Consider the following 23,831-nt stretch of genomic DNA (forward strand, 5'->3'; position numbering starts at 1 on the left):
ATCTTTTTGGGCTACATCACATTTTAGATAGGGTTAATCGATGGCATTTAGGGCGTCAACACAGCTTGCATCACGCCAACTTGACTGGACATTAAGCACCGCAGCACTTTTTGAACACTTTGCTGGTGATACTTGGGCAATCCTGTTGGATTCAGCGAATGCGCCGCACCAAGACGCTAGGTTCGATATTATTTGCGCCAGCCCCATCGCCACGTTAGTCACTCAAGGCGAGCGTAGCGATATCAAGCTTATCGATAAAAACTTGAGCATACCCGAGGACATGGAGCCAAACCGTGATCCCTTCGACCTGCTCAACACTTTATTAAGCCATTGGTATGCAAAATCTTTTGAATGTAATCTGCCCTTTAGTGGTGGCGCCATGGGCAGCTTTAGCTACGATTTAGGCCGCCGTATTGAATCCCTACCAACCACGGCAACGCAAGATATACAGCTGCCAGAGATGAATATTGGCTTTTATGACTGGGCGCTGGTTTTTGATTACCAAGCTCAATGTTGGCATTTGCTGCATTATTTAGGGGAAGCAGCCCTTGAAATTGAGTTGAAAAATATTCAAGCAAAAATAGTTAAAATGCGAAATGCCGCCCCATTTACACTTACCAGCCCATGGGCCACTCAAATCAACAAAGCCGAATACACTGATAAATTTAACGCAGTACAAGCTTATTTGCACAGTGGCGATTGCTATCAAATAAATTTAACTCAAAGATTTGAAGCGTGTTATCAAGGCGATGAATGGCCAGCCTATTGCCAACTGCGTCGTGCTAATAAAGCGCCCTTCTCGGCCTTTATGCGCTTACCGCAAAATGCGATTTTATCCATTTCACCAGAGCGTTTTATCCAGCTTCGCGGCGTTGATATTCAGACCAAACCCATTAAAGGCACCTTGCCGCGCCATAGTGATCCTACGCTTGATATTCAAGCCGCCAATACGCTTGCCAACTCGCCAAAAGATCGCGCAGAAAACGTGATGATTGTCGATTTACTACGTAATGATATTGGTAAAGTGGCCGCGGCGGGTTCGGTACGTGTACCGCATCTATTTCAGATTGAAAGCTTTCCTGCTGTGCATCACCTTGTTAGCACAGTGACGGCCAAGCTAGACGCTAAATACTGTGCCAGTGATTTACTGCGCGCGGCGTTCCCTGGCGGTTCAATTACTGGTGCGCCGAAAATTCGCGCCATGGAAATTATCGAAGAGCTGGAACCGTCGCGGCGAAGTTTATATTGTGGTTCTATGGGATATTTAAGCCAAGATGGGCAAATGGATACCAGTATCACCATTCGCACACTCATCGCCGAGGGCGGTAAACTTTATTGCTGGGCGGGCGGCGGTATTGTAGCCGACTCGAATGTAGATGCTGAGTACCAAGAAAGCTTTGACAAAGTAAGCCAGATTTTACCCTTGCTGGGCAAAGGCTTATGAAATCCTTAAGTGTTAATAAGGCACAATAAACGGAAAAATTAATGGAAACTGCAGAATTTAGGCTCAGATTTAATTTGCATTCTTTAGCCCAGCAAGATCCCGCAGCCTTCCCACATATTGGGTTACGCAAAGCTGCTGTCTTAATTGCACTGCAAGATATTGGCGGAGAATTGCATCTTATTTTAACCCAAAGACCCATGCATCTACGAGCTCACCCTGGGCAGGTCAGCTTTCCTGGCGGAAAAATAGAGCCTGATGATATCGATGCCATTGCGGCCGCATTGCGAGAAGCAGAAGAAGAAATTGGGTTATCAAGGAATAACGTGGACGTTTTGGGTACATTTCCGCCCTATAACACCTTTACCGGATTTGAAATAACACCCGTGGTCGGCATCGTCAAACAAACCTTCGTTTTGAAGCTCGACCCCGGTGAAGTCGCCGATTGTTTTACAGTGCCTTTAAGCTTTTTTATTGACCCGAGTCATCGCCATCAAAAATTCTTTTTGCGCCAAGGTCACTATTACAGTGTGCATGTTATGCCCTATCAACAACGATTTATTTGGGGCGCTACCGCTGCCATCATTGACCACTTATGTCGTCAATTGAGTATCCCAGCCGACTTCATTTGATGCTGGCTACATGCAGATAAATTCCAATTTAAATCATCAAATGCACATACAAACCCGCAACCACAGAGGTAAGCAGTAACATAGGAATGTTAAACCAAAATCCGAGTTTGCTGTGATGCGCGACATAATAGTTAAATGCCAAACTGATCAAACTGATTGCACCACAAGCCCAAATTAAATACAGCAGTAATTGAGTTTCATGTGGATCCCAATCCAATCTGAACGTGGCGCCACGGGCCAAATAGGCGCCGACCTCACGATCTGGCCTCGCCTCACCAAAAACCAATAATGCATAGACGGCAATTGCCCAGCCTAAAATGGATAAGGTCGCGAGGATTATTTGAAATATTCTGGTCTTGCGCATACAACCTCCCACCGTTTGACACACTTTAATCATTAAATATCGATATTATTAGACTCAGGATACCTTTTTCAGCTTGAGAAAAGCCACCAGCAAGGTAATATAAACCTCCAAAATTTTCATATAAAACGTTTCGTTGGAGAATTAAGTAACAATGAGCATCGCATCTGTCGCATCTGTATTTAAAGGTGAGCACGCCGTCGGTTCAACAGTCACTGTACGTGGCTGGGTTAGAACACGTCGTGACTCTAAAGCCGGTATCTCTTTTTTAGCTGTTTATGACGGCTCCTGCTTTAATCCTATCCAAGGTGTCGTGCCAAATAGCTTAAATAATTACGACAACGAAGTGTTAAGGCTCACTGCGGGTTGCTCTGTGGTGATGACGGGCGCGGTGGTTGAATCTCCAGGCGCTGGCCAAGCATTTGAACTACAAGTCTCTGCACTTGAAGTTGCGGGTTGGGTGGACGATCCAGACACTTACCCAATGGCTGCTAAACGTCATTCAGTTGAACATTTACGTGAATTGGCGCACTTACGTCCACGCACTAACTTGATTGGTGCCGTGGCCCGTGTACGTAACTGTTTATCGCAAGCGATTCACCGTTTCTACCACGAAGAAGGCTTTATTTGGGTATCAACGCCACTCATCACAGCATCAGATACTGAGGGCGCTGGTGAAATGTTCCGCGTATCAACTTTAGATATGGAAAACCTGCCTCGTACCAGCGATGGCAAAGTCGATTACGACAAGGACTTTTTTGGTAAAGAGGCTTTCTTAACCGTATCAGGCCAGCTAAATGGCGAAACCTACGCCAGTGCATTGTCAAAAATCTATACTTTTGGCCCGACTTTTCGTGCAGAAAACTCAAACACCAGCCGCCACTTAGCTGAATTTTGGATGGTTGAACCTGAAGTCGCTTTCGCTACCCTAAACGATATCGCAGGTTTAGCTGAAGCTATGCTCAAGTATGCCTTTAAGGCAGTATTAGCTGAGCGCATGGACGATTTAGAGTTTTTCAATCAACACGTTGATAAAACCGTCATCGAACGTCTGCAATCTTTCGTATCAAGCGATTTTGCCCAAGTAGATTACACCGAAGCCGTTGAGATTTTACAGAAATGTGGCAAAACCTTTGAATTCCCAGTGTCTTGGGGGATTGATTTGTCTTCTGAGCATGAGCGTTACTTAGCTGAAGAACACTTTAAAGCGCCAGTAGTTGTTAAAAACTACCCGAAAGACATTAAAGCCTTCTACATGCGCTTAAACGAAGATGGTAAAACAGTGGCAGCGATGGACGTATTAGCCCCAGGCATTGGTGAAATTATCGGTGGTTCTCAACGTGAAGAACGTTTAGACATGCTCGATGCCCGCCTTGAAGAGATGGGTTTGAGTAAAGAAGATTACTGGTGGTATCGCGATTTGCGCCGTTATGGCACAGTGCCACACGCTGGTTTTGGTCTAGGGTTTGAGCGCTTAGTGTCTTATGTGACTGGCGTTAACAACATTCGTGATGTTATTCCATTCCCACGTGCTCCACGTACTGCAAACTTTTAAGCAGGGTTTAAAACGGCTGCTCTAGCAGTTGTCCTAAGCTAAAAACGCGCCTCGGCGCGTTTTTTATTGTGTCGCTTATTTATTATGTCACTCTCTACCTAATGATGTAGTCAGCATAGATATCTACATCATTAAATACCTACATCATTAGATATCAATAGCAGTAAAAAATAATCAAAACACTCAAATAACCGTATTTAGGTTGCATCAAATCTACGCTATTCTTTTATTAAAAATCCATATTAGGCAACACGTTATAGCCAGCTAAGTAACTCATATTATCCGTATTTATTTTATCGCACGCTACAGCATTATCTAATTTTGCCCATTGCTGAAATGGCACGGTTAAAAACACACTAACGTAACAGTGCACTCCGGTTGACTCATGTCTATATAACGCTGACATAGTTGACGGTTTTTCAGCTTGTTCATAGCAATCTGATAAATGTTGCTCAAGCATAGATAACTTCGCCTGCGCGAGTAAAGCATCACCTAAACTCACTGAAAACCACTGTTGCATTATTTTATTTCCCTTTGATGGATCTTCTAGAACGAGTAATCACTTTTCTAGAATAAGCTAACTCACAGGCAATTAATCGATATATACCTCGTCATCAGCGTCGAAGTCGTCAAAATACCAGTAGCCTAGGTTAATCCATTCAGTTAGTTGAACCAAAAATGCTGGGCAGGTTAGCCAAGGCGCTAACACCATTTTATCGAGTTGATTCACATCACATAATAATGGGATCACCGCGGCCAATTCCACTGAAAGTTGGTATTTGTCACCGTTAATATAAACTGCACCTTCGGCGACATTGATATCAAAATACAAACAACGAAGACCACCAAGACGTATTAACGGCTGCTCATCAAGCCAAGCAAGTACTTCTATTTGCGTAATATCTAGCGGCTCATCGGGTAAATCTAACGCACACTTCGATTGAGTTAAATAACGCCCCGTAAATTCGCTCACTAGCTCGTCACTAAGCATATTTGTCAACTGTGAGCGTAAACGTGCTAAATCAGTATTATCTACACAACCACTGCGGCTTGATAAGGCGCGATCAGGATCGCTAATCTGCTGAACACCTAAATCCTGCTCAGAAAGATGATCCGCCAAGGCGCCTACCATTTCCTTTGCAGAGGCGGTGCGATAACCCACAGAAAAACTTAAGGATTGCTCTAAGGTTACCCCCTCGTGTGGAAACCCCGGTGGAATATATAAAATATCTCCTGGCAATAGTTCAGTATCAATGATTGGCTCAAATGATTCAGTGTGTAGCAAGGCGGGATGGGCAACAAATTGTTTGTGCGGCCCTATATTCCCTACACGCCAACGACGTCGCCCTGAACCTTGGCAAATAAATACGTCATAAAGGTCAATATGTGGCCCAACGCCGCCGCCAGGCGTCGCAAAGCTCACCATCACATCATCTAAGCGCCAACGGGGAATAAAATCAAAGCATTGGATCAAGGCTTCAGCATCTGGAACCCAGTTATTTAGGGCTTGTACGATTAACGTCCAATCCTTTTCACCTAAATGATCATAGCTTTCAAAAGGGCCAAACTCTGCTTGCCATTGTCTTTCTTGCTGGTAAACCCGCCTAGATTCAACCAGCTCCTCCATCGCTAAACCTGCTAGGGCTTCTGGTGACACTAAATCTTGAAAATGGCTAAATCCTTGACGAATAACCAGTGGTTTTTTCTGCCAGTATTCTGCTAAAAACTGCGCAGGAGTTAAGCCATTAATATCGAGTTTCATTGGTGTTTATAGGCCAAGTAATCATAAATAAGTGACAATGCTAACAGTAAGCTAAAACCAAAAAACTCGATGGGATCAATAAAGTTATCGCAGATATATTTTCATTTCAACGATGAGATTATCGATTGAAGAATGACGAATGACGAATGACGAATGACGATAAGCATCAACACAATCCAAATAAAAAAGCCAAGCATCAATAATGCTTGGCTTTTAACTGTGTATCTTTGCTTATAAAGGGATTAGAACCCTTCTACGCCTTTCATGTCTGGGAGATGATGGGCAATCCCTTTATGACAATCGATACAGGTCTTTTCACCATTAGCCAGTGACGTAGAATGCATCTGCGACGCCCGAGGAGATTGGCGGGTAAAGTCCATGTAAGTAAAGTTGTGGCAGTTACGGCATTCGAGCGAATCATTCGCTTTCAAGCGTTCCCACTCGTGCTCTGCTAACTCACGGCGCTTACCTTCAAACTTTTCACGGGTATTGATGGTACCAAATACTTTACCCCACACTTCCTTAGAAGCTTGCATCTTACGGGCAATTTTATCGGTCCAGTTATGTGGCACATGACAATCTGGACAAGTCGCCCGCACACCACTGCGGTTAGTAAAATGGATCGTCGTCTGTAATTCTTGATAGACGTTGTTTTCCATTTCATGGCAACTGATACAGAAAGCTTCTTGGTTGGTTGCTTCAAGGGCCGTGTTAAAGCCACCCCAGAAAATCACCCCAGCCACAAAGCCACCTAAGGTCAAAAAGCCCAGACTATAGTGCACACTCGGACGGTTGAGCACCTGCCAGATTTTTTTCAGTTTATCTAACATGCTAGCTCCTAGTGTTTTTTCTGCTCAGTGTTGGCTTTAATGAGATGATCCATATCTACAAAGTCATTTTCGACCAGTAGTTTGGCATCTAACTGCGGCACATGGCACTGAGTACAGAAATAGCGGCGCGGTGATAATTCGGCAAGGAAGTTGTTATCCCTATCCATATAGTGCGTCACACTGACCATCGGAGCTTGCGACTCTCCAGTACGGCTTCTAGCGTGACATGCCATGCATTTATTCACTTTCAGATCCAATTGATAACCATCAATTTTATGTGGGATCACCGGTGGCTGCATTGGATAGTTACGCACTTCTTTTATATCGGTATTACGCACATTTTGCATCACTGGTGGTGTTGGCTCAATATCAATGGGCGCTAAGCGTAACGTGTCGATTTTATCTTCTGGAATACTCGTCGCCACCGCATTCGTCATGACGAATGAACCAAGAGCAAGTAAACCAATCAATGACATTAATTTGAATGTTTTCATGTTGTACTCCTTATGCTTTGACGATCTTCACCGCACATTTTTTATAGTCAGTTTGTTTTGACAAAGGATCTGTCGCATCTAATGTGACTTTATTAATGAGCTGGCTAGCATCAAACCAAGGCACAAACACTAAGCCTATAGGTGGCTTATTACGACCACGGGTTTCAACGCGCGTTTTGATTTCGCCGCGACGCGACACCACTCGCACTTCATCACCACGGCGTAAACCCCGTTTTTTAGCATCTTCTGGGTGCATAAAACACACAGCATCAGGGAAGGCACGATACAGCTCAGGTACACGTTGAGTCATTGAACCTGAATGCCAGTGTTCAAGTACGCGACCTGTTGATAGCCATATATCGTATTCTTCATCTGGTGACTCAGCAGCGGGTTCGTAGGGCAGTGCAAAAATAATGGCACGACCATCGGGGTGACCGTAAAACTCAAAGTCTTTTCCTGGTTTCACATACGGATCGCTGCCTTCACGGAAACGCCATTTGGTTTCTTTACCATCCACTACCGGCCAACGTAAACCGTGTGCTTCGTGGTAGGCATCAAAGGGCGCTAAATCGTGACCATGACCACGGCCAAAGGTTGCATATTCTTCGAATAAGCCCTTTTGTACGTAGAAGCCAAAATGTTTTGCTTCGTTGTTTAGGTACTTAGGATCTGCATCTGCAAGTGGGAACTTATCGACATTACCATTTTGATATAGCACTTCGTATAACGTTTTACCCTTAAACTCTGGGTTTGCCGCTAATACATCCTGTGGCCATACTTCATCGGTAGTGAAGCGTTTAGCAAATTCCATCAGCTGCCATAAATCTGAGTGTGATTCACCAGGTGCTTGCACCATTTGATGCCAGAATTGCGTACGGCGTTCAGCATTACCATAAGCGCCTTCTTTTTCGACCCACATCGCGGTAGGAAGAATTAAGTCAGCGGCTTGAGTTGTCACTGTTGGGTAAGCATCGGACACCACGATAAAGTTATCTGGGTTACGATAGCCAGGTAACATCTCTTCGTTAATGTTCGCACCCGCTTGCATATTGTTGTTAACTTGGACCCAATAGCAGTTTAAATCACCATCTTTAAGGCGACGATTTTGTTCAACTGCGTGGTAGCCAGGCTTAGGTGGAATAATGCCGCTAGGAATTTTCCAAATATTTTCAGCATGTTTTCTGTGCTCAGGATTAGTGACCACTAAATCGGCAGGTAAACGATGTGAGAAGGTACCGACTTCACGGGCCGTACCGCAAGCAGATGGCTGACCTGTTAACGAGAATGGGCTGTTACCTGGAGTTGAAATTTTACCGACTAACAAGTGAATGTTATAAATCAGGTTGTTACACCATACACCACGAGTGTGCTGGTTAAATCCCATCGTCCAAAAAGAAGTCACTTTAGTATTAGGATCGGCATATAACTTGGCCAATTCAATCAGTTTCTCTTCTGATACACCTGATAATTTACTGACTTTTTCTACATTGTAATCGGCAACAAAGGCTTTAAACGTATCGAAATCGATTGGCGTTGAATCAGCAGCCGTTTTAACGTTTTTGGCTTTTTTCTCAAGTGGGTGCGTTGGGCGCAAACCATAACCAATGTCGTGGGTTCCCATGTGGAAGTTCACATGCTTTTTAACGAAATCCCAATTCACTTTATCATTTTGAATAATATAGTTAGCAATAAAGTTTAAAATGGCTAAGTCAGTTTGCGGTGTAAATACTATCGGTAAGTCGGCCAAATCGAAAGAACGATGCTGGAAGGTCGATAATACTGATACTTTAACATGGGGGGCACTGAGGCGACGGTCGGTGACACGGCTCCATAAAATCGGGTGCATTTCCGCCATGTTTGAGCCCCAAAGTACAAAGGCATCAGCAGCTTCAATGTCGTCATAACAACCCATAGGTTCGTCAATGCCGAAGGTACGCATAAAACCTACCACGGCCGAAGCCATGCAATGGCGCGCATTAGGATCGATGTTGTTTGAACCAAAGCCGGCTTTCATCAGCTTAACGGCGGCATAACCTTCCCATACGGTCCATTGACCAGAACCAAACATACCAATCGCTGTTGGGCCTTTGGCTTTAATGGTTGCTTTCCATTTTTGCGCCATGATATCAAAGGCGCTATCCCAGCTTATCGGTGAAAACTCACCGTGCTTGTCAAATTTGCCATCCGTCATACGTAGCATGGGCGTAGTTAAACGATCGCTACCATACATAATCTTGGATAAGAAATAACCCTTGATGCAGTTAAGGCCGCGGTTAACTTCACTATTAGCATCACCATGGGTGGCAACCACTTTACCCTCGCGGGTAGCAACGATCACAGAACAGCCAGTGCCACAAAAACGGCACGGCGCTTTGTTCCACTCTAATTTTGTCTGTTCTGAACTGGTAATTAAATTGCTTGCGCCAGCTGGCAGAGCTAAACCTGCCGCTCCTGCAGCGGCGATGACTGCATTGGCTTTAATAAAGTCACGTCTATTCATGTTCATTCTTCACCCTCTTTAAGCTCTTCACTCTGGTGGTAAACCATAGTGGCGGATAAGACACCAGGAATGGCATTGATGGTTTCGATACTTTCCATAATGGCTCGTTGAGTATCCCCTTCAAGCACTACCACTAATTTCACTTCGTTATTTACGGAAAGCTCAGCATTCTCAATGGTCATAATCTGCTGCCTAACCTCTGCCATTTTTTGTGGCAAAACTTGTACGACTAAACTTGTAATATGAATCTCTTTACTCATCCGACACTTCACTCTTATTTCATGATTTTTATTATGTTAACCCGCACCTGGTGGACCAGTTAAAATCTGGCTAAACCAAATTGCAAAACCTAAACCGCTAACCAGAAGCACCGACAGAATAGGTGCTAACAATACGGTTAAAAATAGGAAAATCTTGAGTTCTAAGCTCTTACTTTCATCTGTTTGAGTTGTCATATACGCTCCCTAAAGTACGTCTATCGTATTAACTACCTTATCTTACTTAACGATTTGATAACACTTAAATACAATCAAATTCTTTGCCATTTTTTAAATTATTGGCGAAATTTTATTAACCTAACACCATGATAGGTAAGTCTAGGTTTTTTTTATGTGCCTCTAATTAGGTAATTAACAATAAGCGTGATCCCGATCTACAAAGCACTTAACAAAAAGTTTACTCCCGCCATGCTCGTCAAAATAACTGTTTAAGAAGACAAGGAATTTCGGTTTTAAACAGCGTCACTTCTGTCTCTAAAAGCTGCGTTGCAAAAACGTTAACCAACACAACAACCAATATACTCATAAATAGATATTTATCACATATAAAGCACTTTATTGATCGCGATCAACGTTATAAACCGTTGCACACTCCAGACTTATTAACATCTTTCATCTTCTAAGCATAAAACAGCAGTCAATATAACTACCACTCAACAACCCACAATGCTGTGTTGCACAACATTCGAGGTTGTTAGCAATGTCGTACTAGGAGTTAATTAATAAGATGAGTCACTTACTCGATAAATTGCGGTTTTTTAAAACCCACCAAGAACCCTTTGCCGATGGGCATGGCGTGACAACCGATAAAGATAGAAGTTGGGAACAGGGTTATCGTCAACGCTGGCAACACGATAAAATTGTTCGTTCTACCCACGGGGTAAACTGTACAGGCTCTTGCAGTTGGAAAATTTATGTTAAAAATGGTTTAGTCACGTGGGAAACCCAACAAACTGATTACCCTCGTACTCGACCCGACTTACCTAACCATGAACCCAGAGGCTGCCCACGAGGCGCGAGTTATTCATGGTATATCTACAGCGCAAATCGCCTGAAATATCCTAAAGTTCGTCAACAATTAATGAAACTATGGCGCGAAGCTAAGCAACAACATGCTGATCCTGTCGATGCATGGGCGTCGATTGTGAGCGATCCGGTTAAAGCCAAAAGCTACAAAGAACGACGGGGATTAGGAGGTTTCATCCGTGCGAGTTGGGATGAAGTCAATGAAATCATTGCTGCATCTAACGTGTATACCACTAAAGAGTACGGCCCAGATCGCGTATCCGGTTTCTCCCCTATTCCGGCAATGTCGATGGTGTCCTATGCCGCTGGCGCGCGTTATTTATCATTAATTGGTGCTAACTGCCTAAGTTTCTACGATTGGTATTGTGATTTGCCCCCCGCCTCACCACAGGTTTGGGGTGAGCAGACTGACGTTCCAGAATCTGCAGATTGGTATAACTCAAATTACATCATTGTTTGGGGCTCAAACGTACCGCAAACCCGTACTCCCGATGCGCACTTTTTAAGTGAAGTCCGTTACAAGGGCACCAAAACCTGCGTTATTACCTCCGATTACTCTGAAGCGTCTAAGTTTGGTGATACTTGGTTAGCGCCACGTCAAGGCACTGATGCCGCCTTGGCAATGGCTTTTGGTCACGTCATTTTAAAAGAGTTTTACGTCAATACCCCAAGTGCGTATTTCATTAACTACGCTAAACGCTACACCGACATGCCGATGTTGGTCATGCTTGAAGAAGTTAATGGCCACCTTACCAGTGGACGTTTTTTACGTGCGGCTGATTTAGTTGATAATTTGGGTGAAGAGAATAATCCAGATTGGAAAACGATTGCATTTAACCATGATGGTAACCTCACTAGCCCTAACGGTTCTATCGGTTATCGTTGGGGTGAAAAAGGCAAATGGAACTTAGAATCTAAAGACAGTAAAGGCGATATTGATCTTTTACTATCTCTTAAAGATCACACTGAACTGACCGAAGTCGCTTTCCCTTACTTTGGCGGTGCACCGCACGAATATGAATACTTTCAACACACAGATCACAGTGATATTCAGCTGCGTAATGTGCCCGTTAAAACCATTACGCTTGCCAACGGTAAACAGGCAAAAGTAGCGAGCGTATTTGACTTAATGCTGGCGCATTATGGGGTGGATAACGGCGTTAACGACAGCAATCGTGCTAGCTCGTTTGACGATAACATCCCCTACACGCCAGCTTGGCAAGAAGTGATCACCGGTGTAAAGCGTGCCGATGTTATCCGTGTTGCCACTGAGTTTGCGCGTAATGCTGATAAAACCAATGGTCGCTCTATGGTAATTGTGGGCGCTGCACTAAACCACTGGTATCACATGGACATGAACTACCGCGGCCTCATTAACATGTTAATGATGTGTGGTTGTATCGGTCAATCTGGCGGTGGCTGGGCTCACTATGTAGAGCAAGAAAAACTTCGTCCACAAACGGGTTGGACACCACTGGCGTTTGCACTTGACTGGCAGCGCCCACCACGTCACATGAACGGCACTTCATTCTTCTACAACCACTCTAGTCAGTGGCGTTATGAAAAATTGAACATGTCTGAAATTATTTCGCCGCTCGCGCCAAAAGAAAACTGGACTGGCAGCATTATCGATTTCAATAGTCGTGCTGAACGTATGGGCTGGTTACCCTCTGCACCACAATTAAGCACTAACCCACTGCATTTGTCCGCCAGTGCTAAAGCGGCTGGACAAAACGTTGAAGACTACGTGGTATCACAACTGAAAAGCGGCGACCTAAAATTTGCCTGTGAGCAGCCAGACGATCCGAAAAACTTCCCACGTAATATGTTCATTTGGCGCTCTAATCTGCTGGGTTCATCCGGCAAAGGCCACGAATACATGTTGCGCCACTTCCTCGGCACTAAGCATGGGCTATTAGGTAAAGATCTCGGTGATTTTGGCGGCAATAAACCCGAAGACGTCGAATGGAAAGATGAAGGCGCCGAAGGCAAAGTCGACTTATGGGTCACCTTAGATTTCCGTATGTCAACCACTTGTTTATATTCAGATATTGTTTTACCTACTGCAACTTGGTATGAAAAAGATGATATGAATACCTCGGATATGCATCCGTTTATTCATCCTTTATCAGCCGCAATCGATCCCGTATGGGAAGCGCGCTCTGACTGGGAAATCTTTAAAGGCATCGCCAAAGAGTTTTCCCGCGTGTGTGTGGGGCACTTAGGGGTAGAACAAGATCTGGTGACCATTCCAATGCACCACGATACCCCAGCTGAATTAGCTCAACCCTATGATGTTAAAGCATGGTGGAAAGGCGAATGTGAAGCTATTCCGGGTAAAACCATGCCGCATTTAACTATGGTTGAGCGCGACTACCCTAATACCTACGCTCGTTTTACTTCGGTAGGTCCCCTACTTGAAAAAATCGGCAATGGTGGTAAAGGCATTAGTTGGGACACTAAAGATGAAGTTAAGTTATTAACTCAACTCAACTATACCCATACCACAGAAGGCATCAACAAAGGCATGGCAAAGCTAGATACAGCCATTGATGCCTGCGAAATGATCCTCACCCTCGCCCCTGAAACCAATGGTCAAGTTGCCGTTAAAGCATGGGAAGCATTGGGCGAGATGACTGGCATAGATCACACCCACTTAGCCAAACCCAAAGAGGATGAAAAAATTCGTTGGCGCGATATTGTTGCCCAGCCGCGCAAAATTATCTCTTCACCGACTTGGTCTGGTTTAGAAGATGAGCATGTGTCCTATAACGCGGGCTATACCAACGTACATGAGCAGATACCGTGGCGCACCATTACTGGCCGTCAACAGTTTTACCAAGATCACCAGTGGATGCGTGACTTTGGCGAGCAGCTCTGTGCCTATAAACCGCCCATTAACTTAAAAACCGTTGCCCCAGTATTGAACAAAAAGCCTAACGGCAATAAAGAAATTGTTCTGAACTGGATCACCCCACACCAAAAGTGGGGCATTCATAGTACTTACTCCGACAACCTGTTGATGCTCACACTATCACGCGGTGGCCCTATCGTGTGGATGAGTGAGACCGATGCTAAAACCGCGGGTATTGAAGATAACGATTGGATTGAAGTCTTCAACGTCAACGGTGCAATAGCGTGCCGCGCTGTGGTGTCACAACGTGTGCCAGAAGGCATGAGCATGATGTACCACGCCCAAGAACGTATCGTAAATATACCAGGGTCAGAAATGACCGGCACCCGTGGCGGGATCCATAACTCAGTCACCCGCGCAGTGATGAAACCCACTCATATGATTGGTGCCTATGCGCAACAATCCTATGGTTTTAACTATTACGGTACTGTCGGTTGTAACCGCGACGAATTTGTTGTTGTACGCAAAATGCACAACGTCGACTGGTTAGATACTAAATAAGCGTGGAGCGAGGAATACAATATGAAAGTTAGAGCCCAAATCGGCATGGTGCTAAATTTAGATAAATGCATCGGTTGCCACACTTGCTCCATCACGTGTAAAAACGTTTGGACCTCACGCGAAGGCGTCGAATACGCGTGGTTCAATAACGTAGAAACTAAACCCGGTATTGGCTTTCCAAAAGAATGGGAAAACCAAAAGAAATGGAACGGCGGCTGGAAACGCACTGACGCCGGTAAGTTAGAACTCAAAATCGGTGGCAAAATCAGATTGCTGGCAAAAATTTTTGCTAACCCTGATTTACCTGAAATTGACGATTACTACGAACCCTTTGATTTTGACTACGAGTATTTACACACAGCGCCTGATAGCCAACATCAACCGGTTGCTAGACCCCGCTCGCTGATCACAGGTCAGCGTATGGAGAAAATTGAATGGGGTCCAAACTGGGAAGAAATTCTCGGGACTGAGTTCGAAAAGCGTAAAAAAGACATCAACTTCGATAATGTGATTCAAAAAGACATTTATGGTCAATTTGAAAAAACCTTCATGATGTATTTACCTCGCCTGTGTGAGCACTGCTTAAACCCAGCATGTGTTGCCTCTTGCCCTTCAGGCTCGATTTACAAGCGTGAAGAAGACGGTATCGTACTGATTGACCAAGATAAATGTCGCGGCTGGCGCATGTGTGTTTCTGCCTGCCCTTACAAAAAAATCTACTTCAACTGGAAATCAGGTAAATCAGAAAAATGTACTTTCTGTTTCCCTCGCATTGAAGCGGGTCAACCTACGGTTTGCTCTGAAACCTGCGTAGGCCGTATCCGCTATCTGGGCGTATTGCTGTACGACGCCGATCAAATTGAAATTGCGGCAAATACTCCAAATGAAAAAGATCTATATCAAGCACAGCTCGATGTTTTCCTCGACCCTAACGATCCGGCGGTAATTGAAGCGGCGCGTAAAGAAGGCATCAGTGATAACTGGATCACTGCGGCCCAGCGCTCACCGGTATACAAAATGGCAATCGACTGGAAAGTCGCGCTGCCTTTACACCCTGAATATCGCACCTTACCTATGGTGTGGTATGTGCCGCCACTATCGCCAATCCAAACGGCAGTAGAAGCAGGTCATGTCGGCATGAACGGTGAAATCCCCGATCTGAAATCATTGCGTATACCGCTACGTTACCTTGCAAACCTGTTAACTGCTGGCGATGAAAAACCAGTTGAGCGTGCACTTGAGCGCATGATCGCGATGCGTGCCTATAAACGCTCACAACAGGTCGACAAAGTTGAAGACTTAGAGGTGCTAAAGCAAGTTGGCCTCACCGCAGTCGAAGTCGAAGAAATGTATCGCTACATGGCCATTGCTAACTACGAAGACAGATTCGTAGTGCCAACGAGCCATAAAGCCTACGCAGAAAATGCCTACGACATGAAAAGCAGTTGCGGCTTTAGTTTTGGAAATGGCTGTGGCGATGGTAACAACGGCGTCAACTTATTTGGCAGCAAAGCGACCGGTGTACGCCAAGTCATTCCTGTCACATTGGAGAAGTAAACATGAAAGTACTGAGTGTTATTTCAATACTACTCGATTACCCGCACGCTGAACTACTCGACGCGCGGGCAGAGTTAGAGGCCATTGTCACGGGATCTGAACTTGATGCCGCGCATCAAGCCCTTGTACTGCAGTTTATCGCCGAGCGTTTTGCGATGGATACCATGGACTGGCAAGCCGAATATGACGGCTTATTCGAGCGAGGACGTTCTTTGTCCTTACTGTTATTTGAACACGTTCACGGTGAATCACGTGACCGCGGGCAAGCCATGGTCAACCTTTTAGATCAATATCACCAAGCAGGTCTAGATATTAGTGCTAAAGAGTTGCCAGATTATATCCCGCTATATCTTGAGTTTATGTCAACCCAAGGCAGCGAAAACGGCCGTTATGGATTAGAAGAAGTGGCGCCGATTTTAGCGCTACTGGCATGCAGACTTGAAAAGCACCAATCAAATTATGCCAACTTACTCCATGCACTATTGAGCTTAAGCAAGGTTGATGTCGATCTTAAGGATTTACGTGAACAAATCGTTGACGAACAACCCGACAACACCCCCAAAGAGCTCGATAAAGTGTGGGAAGAAGAAATGGTGAGCTTTATGGACAACGCGCAAACGGGCTGTAATAGCAGCAATAAACCCAGTGAAACGCAGCGTCGGGACCAACACATTCCACTCAATACCGAACTATTGCAGCCTAAAAGCAATAGCCAACGGTTGTAAGGAGACCATTGATGAGCCATTTCTCAATATTTGCCTTTGGCATCTACCCCTATATCGCTATGGCGGTGATGTTTATCGGCAGCTGGATCCGCTATGACCGTGAACAATACACGTGGAAAGCGAGCTCCAGCCAAATGCTGGAAAAACGCCAACTGCATATTGGTAGCGTATTGTTTCACGTTGGGGTGATCGGGATTTTCTTCGGTCATTTTGTGGGATTACTCACACCATTAGCCGTTTGGCACGCGCTGGGCGTGACTGCCGAGTTTAAACAGTTACTTGCTATGGGTGCGGGTGGATTATTTGGGGTAATTTGCTTTGCGGGATTAACCATTTTGATCCGTCGTCGCCTAACAAACCCTCGCGTTCGTGCCACTAGCAAAAAGATGGATATCATCATCCTATTAATGCTCTATGGACAACTGATCCTCGGACTTATTTCTATTCCGGTATCAGGTGGACACTTAGATGGCGCTGAAATGCTTAAGTTAATGGCTTGGGCACAAAACATTATGACCTTTAATAGTGTTGCAGCCGTTGAAGCCATTAGCGATGTAAATATCGTCTTCAAATTGCACGTCATTCTAGGTATGACGCTGTTTGTAGTATTCCCATTCAGCCGCTTGGTTCACATGCTCAGTGCACCACTGCAGTATCTGACACGCGCACCACAAATAGTACGTCGTAAAGTCAGCCGTTAGTGCTAAATCCCCTGATATTGGCCTATCAGGGGATCTTTGCTCGCCCGCATTTATTTTATAGAGAGCCATATTATGATCACAGTCAACCAAGCCAGCATTACCGAAGAGCAAGTTCTCAGTGAAATGCAGTATTTCCCGGCCCCAACCCAACGTAAAGCGATGTTAGAAGCCGCCCAGAGTTTAATCATTGGCGAATTGCTACTTCAACGTGCAAAAGCATTATCGCTATCTCGCCCTAATGATGAGATCTGTAATAAAGAGGATTATTTAGAGCAACTCATTGAATCTGAAGTACCTATTCCTCAAGCGACTCCCGAAGAGTGTTTACAGTATTTTGAACAAAACCCACATCGATTTACAACCTCGCCATTGGTTGAGGCTAACCATATCCTGATTGCCGCTGCGCCCGATGATTTAAAAGCCAGAGCAGAGGGTAAAATCATCGCCGAGCAACTGATTGAACAATTGCATCAAAAAGCCAATTTTGCCGCTTTAGCACAGGAGTTTTCTGCCTGCCCTTCAAAATCCGTAGGGGGAAATTTAGGTCAGCTCAGCCGTGGGCAAACCGTGCCGGAATTTGAACGACAGCTATTAACCGCCGAAATAGGCTTGCAACCCTACCCGATAGAAAGTCGTTATGGATTTCATATTGTCGATATCAAACACAAAATTGCCGGTAACCCTCTCCCATTTGAAGCGGTTAGCGACAGGATTAGCTTATACCTTAATGAAAAAGTGCGTCAAAAATCCATTGCTCAATATATCCAAGTGTTAATAGACGAAGCCCATATAGAAGGTTTTGATTTTGACACCAATAATGAGCCATTACTGCAGTAACCCATTAAAAAGCTAATGTTTTTTAACGTTACATTTTGCTAATTTGTCGGAGTTTTCAAATGAGTAGTCTACCGCTACACATTAAGAGTGGACAATACCGCGCATTGTGGCTTACCACCGCCGCTTTTACGCTCTGTTTCGCCGTTTGGACGATATTTTCAATTTTAGGGATAAAAATAAAAGCGGATTTAGCCTTAACCGATACGCAAATGGCGTTATTAATGGCGCTGCCCATTTTAAGCGGCTCGTTGAGCCGCATTGCCCTAGGTATGTTTACGGAGCGCTGGGGTGGGCGCCTTGTATTTAGTACGTTAATGTACATTGCTGCCATTGCGACCTATCTGCTCAGTCTTGCAGATAGTTACGATATGCTATTAGTCGCAGGTATTGGGCTGGGTTTAGCGGGCGGTGGCTTTATTGTCGGTGCGACCTATGTCGTATCTTGGTTTGAAACACAAAAACAAGGTACAGCACTGGGTATTTTTGGTGCGGGTAACGTGGGTGCTGCACTAACAACCTTTGGCGCCCCCTTTTTATTAAAGTACTTCAGTTGGCAAGAAACAGCACAAATTTATGCTTTGGTCATTGCGATTTCGGCAACCGCATATTTAATCTTTGCCAAGACAGAACCCCGCCGATTAACTAATTTCAAACCGCCCAAATTCAGTGAACAATTAGGTTTGCTCAGCGACATTCGTATTTGGCGCTTCGCCTTATATTATTTTTTCGTGTTTGGCGCCTTTGTGGCACTCGCCCTATGGCTACCCCACTACCTTATTGATGTTTATGGTGTGTCATTAGTCACCGCCGGTATTCTTACCTCGTTTTATATTATTCCAGGTTCTTTATTTCGTATTTTAGGCGGCTTTTGGTCCGATAAATACGGCGCCCGTCGCATCATGTATTGGACGTTAGGCATCAGTACCATTTGTACCTTTTTACTCAGTTATCCCCCAACCCACTACAGCGTGAAAGGGGTTGAACACGTTTTTGAATTTAACTTCCACCTATCCTTGCCCGTTTTTGTGCTGCTTATTTTTACCTTAGGTTTTTTCATGTCTTTAGGTAAAGCGGCGGTATTTAAGCATATACCGACTTATTTCCCGAATAATGTCGGCGTGGTGGGCGGCCTTGTGAGTATGGTCGGCGGTATTGGCGGCTTCTTATTACCCGTCACATTTGGGATGCTCAATGACGTTATTGGTATCTGGCAAAGCTGTTTCATGCTGTTGTTTGTTATTAGTTCTATCTCATTAATGTGGATGCATTATTCAATTCGCCGAGCCGAGAGAATGGAATGGGCCAGTGGTCAAACGGTAAAAAACTTACCCGAAATGACCACACCCGACGCCTTTGTACTTAACGATTGGCAACCTGAAAATAAACATTTTTGGGACACTAAAGGTAAAAAAATTGCCACGCGCAATTTATGGATCTCAATACCCAACCTCTTCCTTGCGTTTGCCGTATGGTCTATTTGGAGCATTATGGTGGTTAAAATGCCGACATTAGGCTTTAACTACAGCCCAAATGAATTGTTTTGGTTAGCTGCGCTACCCGCATTATCGGGTGCTACACTGCGAATTTTCTATGGCTTTATGATCCCCATCTTCGGTGGTCGCCGTTGGACAGCCTTATCAACCGCATCACTTTTAATCCCTTGTTTATGGATGGGTTTTGCACTGCAAAATATCGAAACCCCCTATCTCATCATGCTGATTTTAGCCTTACTCTGTGGTTTAGGTGGCGCTAACTTCTCATCGAGTATGGCCAACATCAGCTTTTTCTATCCTAGAGCTGAAAAAGGTACTGCACTAGGGCTTAATGCAGGGCTGGGTAACTTAGGCGTATCGGGCATGCAATTAATTGCCCCTTTAGTGATATCTGCCAGTGTGTTTGGCGGTTTAGAAGGAGAGCCTCTCACCCTCGTATTGCAAAACAGTGAAACACATTCGGTGTGGTTGCAAAACGCGGCGTTTATCTGGGTGCCATTTATCATTATTGGCTCCATTGCGGCGTGGTTTGGCATGAATGATATTACGGATGCTAAATCTTCATTTAAGGAGCAAGCCGTCGTCTTTAAACGTCATCATACTTGGCTAATGTGCTGGCTTTATTTAGGAACTTTTGGCAGTTTTATTGGTTTTGCTGCAGGTTTCCCGCTGCTATCGGGTATGTTATTCCCAGATGTCGATCCCGTTAAGTTTGCCTTTATCGGTCCACTTGCAGGTGCATTAGCCAGGCCTATCGGCGGTAAATTAGCCGATAAATTTGGCGGCGCTCAAGTGACACTATGGAACTTTTTCTTCATGGCGATGGGCGTTATCGGTGTGCTGTACTTCTTACCGCATGACGGTGCTGCGGGTAATTTTGGCGGCTTCTTCGGTATGTTTGTTTTGCTCTTTATCACCACAGGCATTGGTAATGGTTCAACGTTCCGTATGGTGCCAGTGATGTTTTTAACCCTTAGGCAAAAAGCATTAGGTAAAGGCATGGAAAAACAAGCCGAAATCGAAGGAAACCGAGAGTCCGCAGCAGTTTTAGGCTTTATTTCTGCCATTGCTGCCTATGGCGGATTTTTTATTCCCAAATCCTATGGTACCGCAATGAGCTTAACTGGAGCGGTAGATACCGCGCTCTATGGGTTTATCCTGTTTTACGCCAGTTGTGTGGTTATCACTTGGTGGTTCTACGCTAGGCGTAACGCAGAAATCCCTTGCTAACTGTTAGCTAAACAATGGTAGGCATGCCGATTTAGGGTGCCTATCATCTACATTCACTTTTTTACAAAGGTGCCAACATGACAAAATTATCGACGAATAAACCCTTGGTTTATGCCTGCTCTGGCTGCTCAAATGTCGCACAATTAGCTAATGATGTGGCCCTGACCCTTGATCGTTCAGGCGTGATGCAAATGTCATGTATCGCGGGCGTTGGAGGGAATATAAAATCGATTGTCAGACTGGCGAAATCTGGACGCCCCATATTGGCACTTGATGGTTGTAAGCTCAATTGCGTTAAAAATAGTTTAGCGCTACAGCAAATTGTACCCACCTGGCACATAGAGCTCACCCAATTGGGCTATAAAAAACAACAGCAAATTGATTGCGATCTGGCTGATAGTTACCGTTTGTTACAACATATCCATCAAAAAATTATTCATATTCCTCAATGTAAACTTAATTAGTCTAACTATTATTTACACTGCCGCTGTTTTATTTAAGATCTGGAACCTACTGTAAATAAGCTAAGTTTAATACAGCTTAAACAAGCACTTATTTACAGCCATTCACCCGTGTTATCTGCTTCACTCCCCCAAGATTAACCTCATCGCATTAATCCTCAATAGTTTGATCTTGATCAAACTATTATTTGTCTATCTCGATATCATAAAACACAACATATAGTGCGCAATAATATAATAAACACAAGATATGGTAATTATGGTATTTAATAGCTTTGCACCACAGATCTGTTTTCAAGAGGTTCCTGATGAGGTCTCGTTAGCATTTACCATCACAGGTTGCCCACTACGTTGCCAAGGATGTCATAGCCAAGATACTTGGGATCCAGAAACGGGTATTCAGTTAAATAATGATAATTTTCAACATTATTTAACACGTTATCAGGGACTGGTGAGTTGTGTTTTATTTTTTGGTGGCGAATGGAACCCCGCTGCATTACTCGACAAGTTATCACTGGCAAAAAAACACGGTCTTAAAACCTGTCTCTACACTGGAAAAACCAAGGTATCACAGCATCTAATTGCACAGTTGGATTACCTCAAAACGGGGGCTTGGCGACCAAATCAAGGAGGATTAGAAAAGGAAAAAACCAATCAACGCTTTATTGAACTCGCAACGGGAAATCTACTCAACTTTAAATTTAGGGAACATCACCATGCCATCTCTTAACCCACAGCAATTACAAAAAAAATTAGCTTTTATTAAGCAATACCAACAATCCAATAATGCCGCTGATGCTTCGCATTTAGATGCGAATGCAAATGTGACTCATAAGAACATTGCCACCTTAGAAACCGAGTTAATGAAAGATTATTTCATTGATATTAATCGTGAATTAGTAAAACAAAAAATAACTGAATTATATGGTGTAGATTTAGCGAAAGAATACGAGAGACAAATAACAGAACATGAAATTTATGTTCATGATGAAACCAGTTTAAAACCCTATTGCGCTTCTATTTCAATGTATCCATTTTTACTCAGCGGATTAACTCAATTAGGCGGCGAATCACAAGCGCCAAAACACTTAGAGTCTTTTTGTGGCAGCTTTGTTAATTTAGTATTTGCTATCAGCGCGCAATTTGCTGGCGCAATTGCGACTGTCGAATTTTTAATGTATTTCGATTACTTTGCCCGTAAAGACTTTGGAGATGATTATCTCACCGAGCATAAACACGCAATAGAGAACCACCTACAACACGTTGTGTATGCGTTAAATCAACCTGCAGCAGCAAGAGGATACCAAAGTGTATTTTGGAATATCTCTCTTTATGATCAATATTATTTTGAGGCCATGTTTGGGCAATTTGTATTTCCTGACTTTACCCCGCCAGATTGGCACTCTTTAAAACAGTTACAAGTTTTTTTCTTAGATTGGTTTAATCAAGAACGGAATAAAGCCATTTTAACCTTTCCAGTGATCACCGCCGCGATGTTAACCGCTAATGATAAAGTTAAAGATACGGAGTTTGCCCATGTTTGTGCCAAAAATATGAGCGAAGGCGGTGCATTTTTTATTTATCAATCCAAAAATGCTGACTCTTTAGCCTCATGCTGTCGTTTACGGAATGAAATAAGCGATCACACCTTCTCCTACAGCTTAGGTGCTGGCGGCGTCGCCACAGGTTCAATTAATGTTATCACTATTAATATGAATCGTTTAATCCAAGATAAACGCGATCTTAAAATCGAAGTTGGGAAGGTTCATCAATATCAAATTGCCTATCGTAAACTAATGGAAGAACAATTGGCCAATGGTATGCTGCCAGTCTATACCGCAGGGTTTATCTCTCTGGATAAACAATTTATGACGATTGGTATTAATGGCATGGTAGAAGCTGCTGAATCTATAGGCTTAATAGCTGACACTAATAATGATTACCAAACCTTTGTCGACCAACAATTACAGATTATTTATAAGGCTAACCGAGAAGCTACTCAAAAATTTGGCTACAAATTTAATACTGAGTTTGTTCCAGCAGAAAACTTAGGTATAAAGAATGCGGCTTGGGATAGAAAAGCAGGCTACTTTGTTAATCGAAATTGCTATAACAGTTACTTTTATCCGGTAGAAGACACTAACATTAATTATCTTGATAAATTTATTATGCACGGTGAAAAAATGACCCGCTACTTAGATGGGGGTTCAGCATTACATTTAAATTTAGATGAAAAGTTATCAGTAAAAAATTATCTTAATTTATATAATGTTGCTGCACGTACAGGGTGTAATTATTTTTGTGTCAATGTGAAAATTACTATCTGCAATGAATGCCAACATATTGATAAGCAAACTCAGCAATATTGTCACCAATGCGGTTCAAAAAACATTGATTACGGTACCCGTGTAATTGGTTATTTAAAGCGCGTCTCAGCCTTTAGTCAAGGACGTCGAACCGAACACGATTTACGTTATTATCACCAGTCGCCCGCATCAACACATGCCTGATAAAGCCTTATTTGAGTCAATAG

20 protein-coding genes are annotated in these 23,831 nt (G+C 43.8%); 12 read left to right on the plus strand and 8 right to left on the minus strand.

What is annotated here, in order from left to right:
* Positions 1-40: 40 nt before the first annotated feature.
* Positions 41-1,444, plus strand: a complete 1,404-nt coding sequence (gene pabB / locus BW947_RS12620) for an aminodeoxychorismate synthase component I (protein ID WP_076500120.1) — start codon at positions 41-43, stop codon at positions 1,442-1,444.
* A gap of 41 nt (positions 1,445-1,485) precedes the next feature.
* Positions 1,486-2,073 carry a CoA pyrophosphatase gene (locus tag BW947_RS12625; protein WP_076500121.1) on the plus strand — a complete coding sequence of 196 codons (588 nt, stop codon included), beginning with the start codon at positions 1,486-1,488 and terminating at the stop codon, positions 2,071-2,073.
* Positions 2,074-2,101: 28 nt separating this feature from the next.
* On the opposite strand, the gene BW947_RS12630 is transcribed toward BW947_RS12625, so the two are convergent.
* The gene (locus BW947_RS12630) at positions 2,102-2,437 is read right to left on the minus strand and encodes a hypothetical protein (RefSeq protein WP_076500122.1); all 336 of its coding nucleotides are present in this window, start codon (positions 2,435-2,437) and stop codon (positions 2,102-2,104) included.
* A 151-nt stretch (positions 2,438-2,588) separates the two neighbouring features.
* On the opposite strand from BW947_RS12630, the gene asnS reads away from it, so the two are divergent.
* Positions 2,589-3,989, plus strand: a complete 1,401-nt coding sequence (gene asnS, locus BW947_RS12635) for an asparagine--tRNA ligase (RefSeq protein ID WP_076500123.1) — start codon at positions 2,589-2,591, stop codon at positions 3,987-3,989.
* A 229-nt stretch (positions 3,990-4,218) separates the two neighbouring features.
* Here asnS and BW947_RS12640 read toward each other — a convergent pair whose 3' ends face one another.
* The 7 genes from BW947_RS12640 to BW947_RS12670 all read right to left on the minus strand — a co-directional run bounded on the left by BW947_RS12640 (position 4,219) and on the right by BW947_RS12670 (position 10,030).
* Entirely contained in the window at positions 4,219-4,509 is a 291-nt protein-coding gene (locus BW947_RS12640) for a hypothetical protein (RefSeq protein ID WP_076500124.1), read from the minus strand.
* A gap of 72 nt (positions 4,510-4,581) precedes the next feature.
* Positions 4,582-5,751, minus strand: coding sequence for a cupin domain-containing protein (locus tag BW947_RS12645; protein ID WP_076500125.1), 1,170 nt, complete (start codon positions 5,749-5,751; stop codon positions 4,582-4,584).
* A gap of 242 nt (positions 5,752-5,993) precedes the next feature.
* Positions 5,994-6,581 carry a cytochrome c3 family protein gene (locus BW947_RS12650; RefSeq protein WP_076500126.1) on the minus strand — a complete coding sequence of 196 codons (588 nt, stop codon included), beginning with the start codon at positions 6,579-6,581 and terminating at the stop codon, positions 5,994-5,996.
* 8 nt (positions 6,582-6,589) lie between these two features.
* Positions 6,590-7,075: a nitrate reductase cytochrome c-type subunit gene (locus BW947_RS12655; protein ID WP_076500128.1), complete on the minus strand. Its 486-nt coding sequence runs from the start codon at positions 7,073-7,075 to the stop codon at positions 6,590-6,592.
* A gap of 10 nt (positions 7,076-7,085) precedes the next feature.
* Positions 7,086-9,575, minus strand: a complete 2,490-nt coding sequence (napA, locus tag BW947_RS12660) for a nitrate reductase catalytic subunit NapA (protein ID WP_076500265.1) — start codon at positions 9,573-9,575, stop codon at positions 7,086-7,088.
* 2 nt (positions 9,576-9,577) lie between these two features.
* The gene (locus BW947_RS12665; RefSeq protein ID WP_076500130.1) at positions 9,578-9,835 is read right to left on the minus strand and encodes a chaperone NapD; all 258 of its coding nucleotides are present in this window, start codon (positions 9,833-9,835) and stop codon (positions 9,578-9,580) included.
* A 36-nt stretch (positions 9,836-9,871) separates the two neighbouring features.
* Positions 9,872-10,030, minus strand: coding sequence for a periplasmic nitrate reductase, NapE protein (locus tag BW947_RS12670; protein ID WP_076500132.1), 159 nt, complete (start codon positions 10,028-10,030; stop codon positions 9,872-9,874).
* A gap of 550 nt (positions 10,031-10,580) precedes the next feature.
* On the opposite strand from BW947_RS12670, the gene BW947_RS12675 reads away from it, so the two are divergent.
* From BW947_RS12675 to nrdD, 9 genes are all read left to right on the plus strand, one after another.
* Complete coding sequence (locus BW947_RS12675) at positions 10,581-14,294, plus strand: nitrate reductase subunit alpha (RefSeq protein ID WP_076500134.1); 3,714 nt, start codon at positions 10,581-10,583, stop codon at positions 14,292-14,294.
* Between the two features lie 21 nt (positions 14,295-14,315).
* Positions 14,316-15,851 (plus strand): nitrate reductase subunit beta, encoded by a 1,536-nt coding sequence (gene narH, locus BW947_RS12680; protein WP_076500136.1) that lies wholly within the window; start codon positions 14,316-14,318, stop codon positions 15,849-15,851.
* Between the two features lie 2 nt (positions 15,852-15,853).
* Complete coding sequence (narJ, locus tag BW947_RS12685) at positions 15,854-16,576, plus strand: nitrate reductase molybdenum cofactor assembly chaperone (protein ID WP_076500138.1); 723 nt, start codon at positions 15,854-15,856, stop codon at positions 16,574-16,576.
* A gap of 11 nt (positions 16,577-16,587) precedes the next feature.
* Entirely contained in the window at positions 16,588-17,277 is a 690-nt protein-coding gene (gene narI, locus BW947_RS12690) for a respiratory nitrate reductase subunit gamma (protein ID WP_076500140.1), read from the plus strand.
* Positions 17,278-17,349: 72 nt separating this feature from the next.
* Positions 17,350-18,114, plus strand: coding sequence for a peptidylprolyl isomerase (locus tag BW947_RS12695; protein ID WP_076500142.1), 765 nt, complete (start codon positions 17,350-17,352; stop codon positions 18,112-18,114).
* A gap of 59 nt (positions 18,115-18,173) precedes the next feature.
* On the plus strand, positions 18,174-20,837 hold the full coding sequence (locus BW947_RS12700; protein ID WP_076500144.1) for a nitrate/nitrite transporter: 2,664 nt from the start codon (positions 18,174-18,176) through the stop codon (positions 20,835-20,837).
* A gap of 77 nt (positions 20,838-20,914) precedes the next feature.
* Positions 20,915-21,301, plus strand: coding sequence for a putative zinc-binding protein (locus tag BW947_RS12705; RefSeq protein ID WP_076500146.1), 387 nt, complete (start codon positions 20,915-20,917; stop codon positions 21,299-21,301).
* Between the two features lie 256 nt (positions 21,302-21,557).
* Positions 21,558-22,028, plus strand: a complete 471-nt coding sequence (nrdG, locus tag BW947_RS12710) for an anaerobic ribonucleoside-triphosphate reductase activating protein (protein WP_076500148.1) — start codon at positions 21,558-21,560, stop codon at positions 22,026-22,028.
* Positions 22,015-23,808, plus strand: a complete 1,794-nt coding sequence (gene nrdD, locus BW947_RS12715; RefSeq protein WP_076500151.1) for an anaerobic ribonucleoside-triphosphate reductase — start codon at positions 22,015-22,017, stop codon at positions 23,806-23,808. Before nrdG ends, nrdD begins: the two co-directional genes overlap by 14 nt.
* Positions 23,809-23,831 lie beyond the last annotated feature (23 nt).

The sequence above is a fragment of the Shewanella morhuae genome (assembly GCF_900156405.1).
Classification (GTDB): domain Bacteria; phylum Pseudomonadota; class Gammaproteobacteria; order Enterobacterales; family Shewanellaceae; genus Shewanella; species Shewanella morhuae.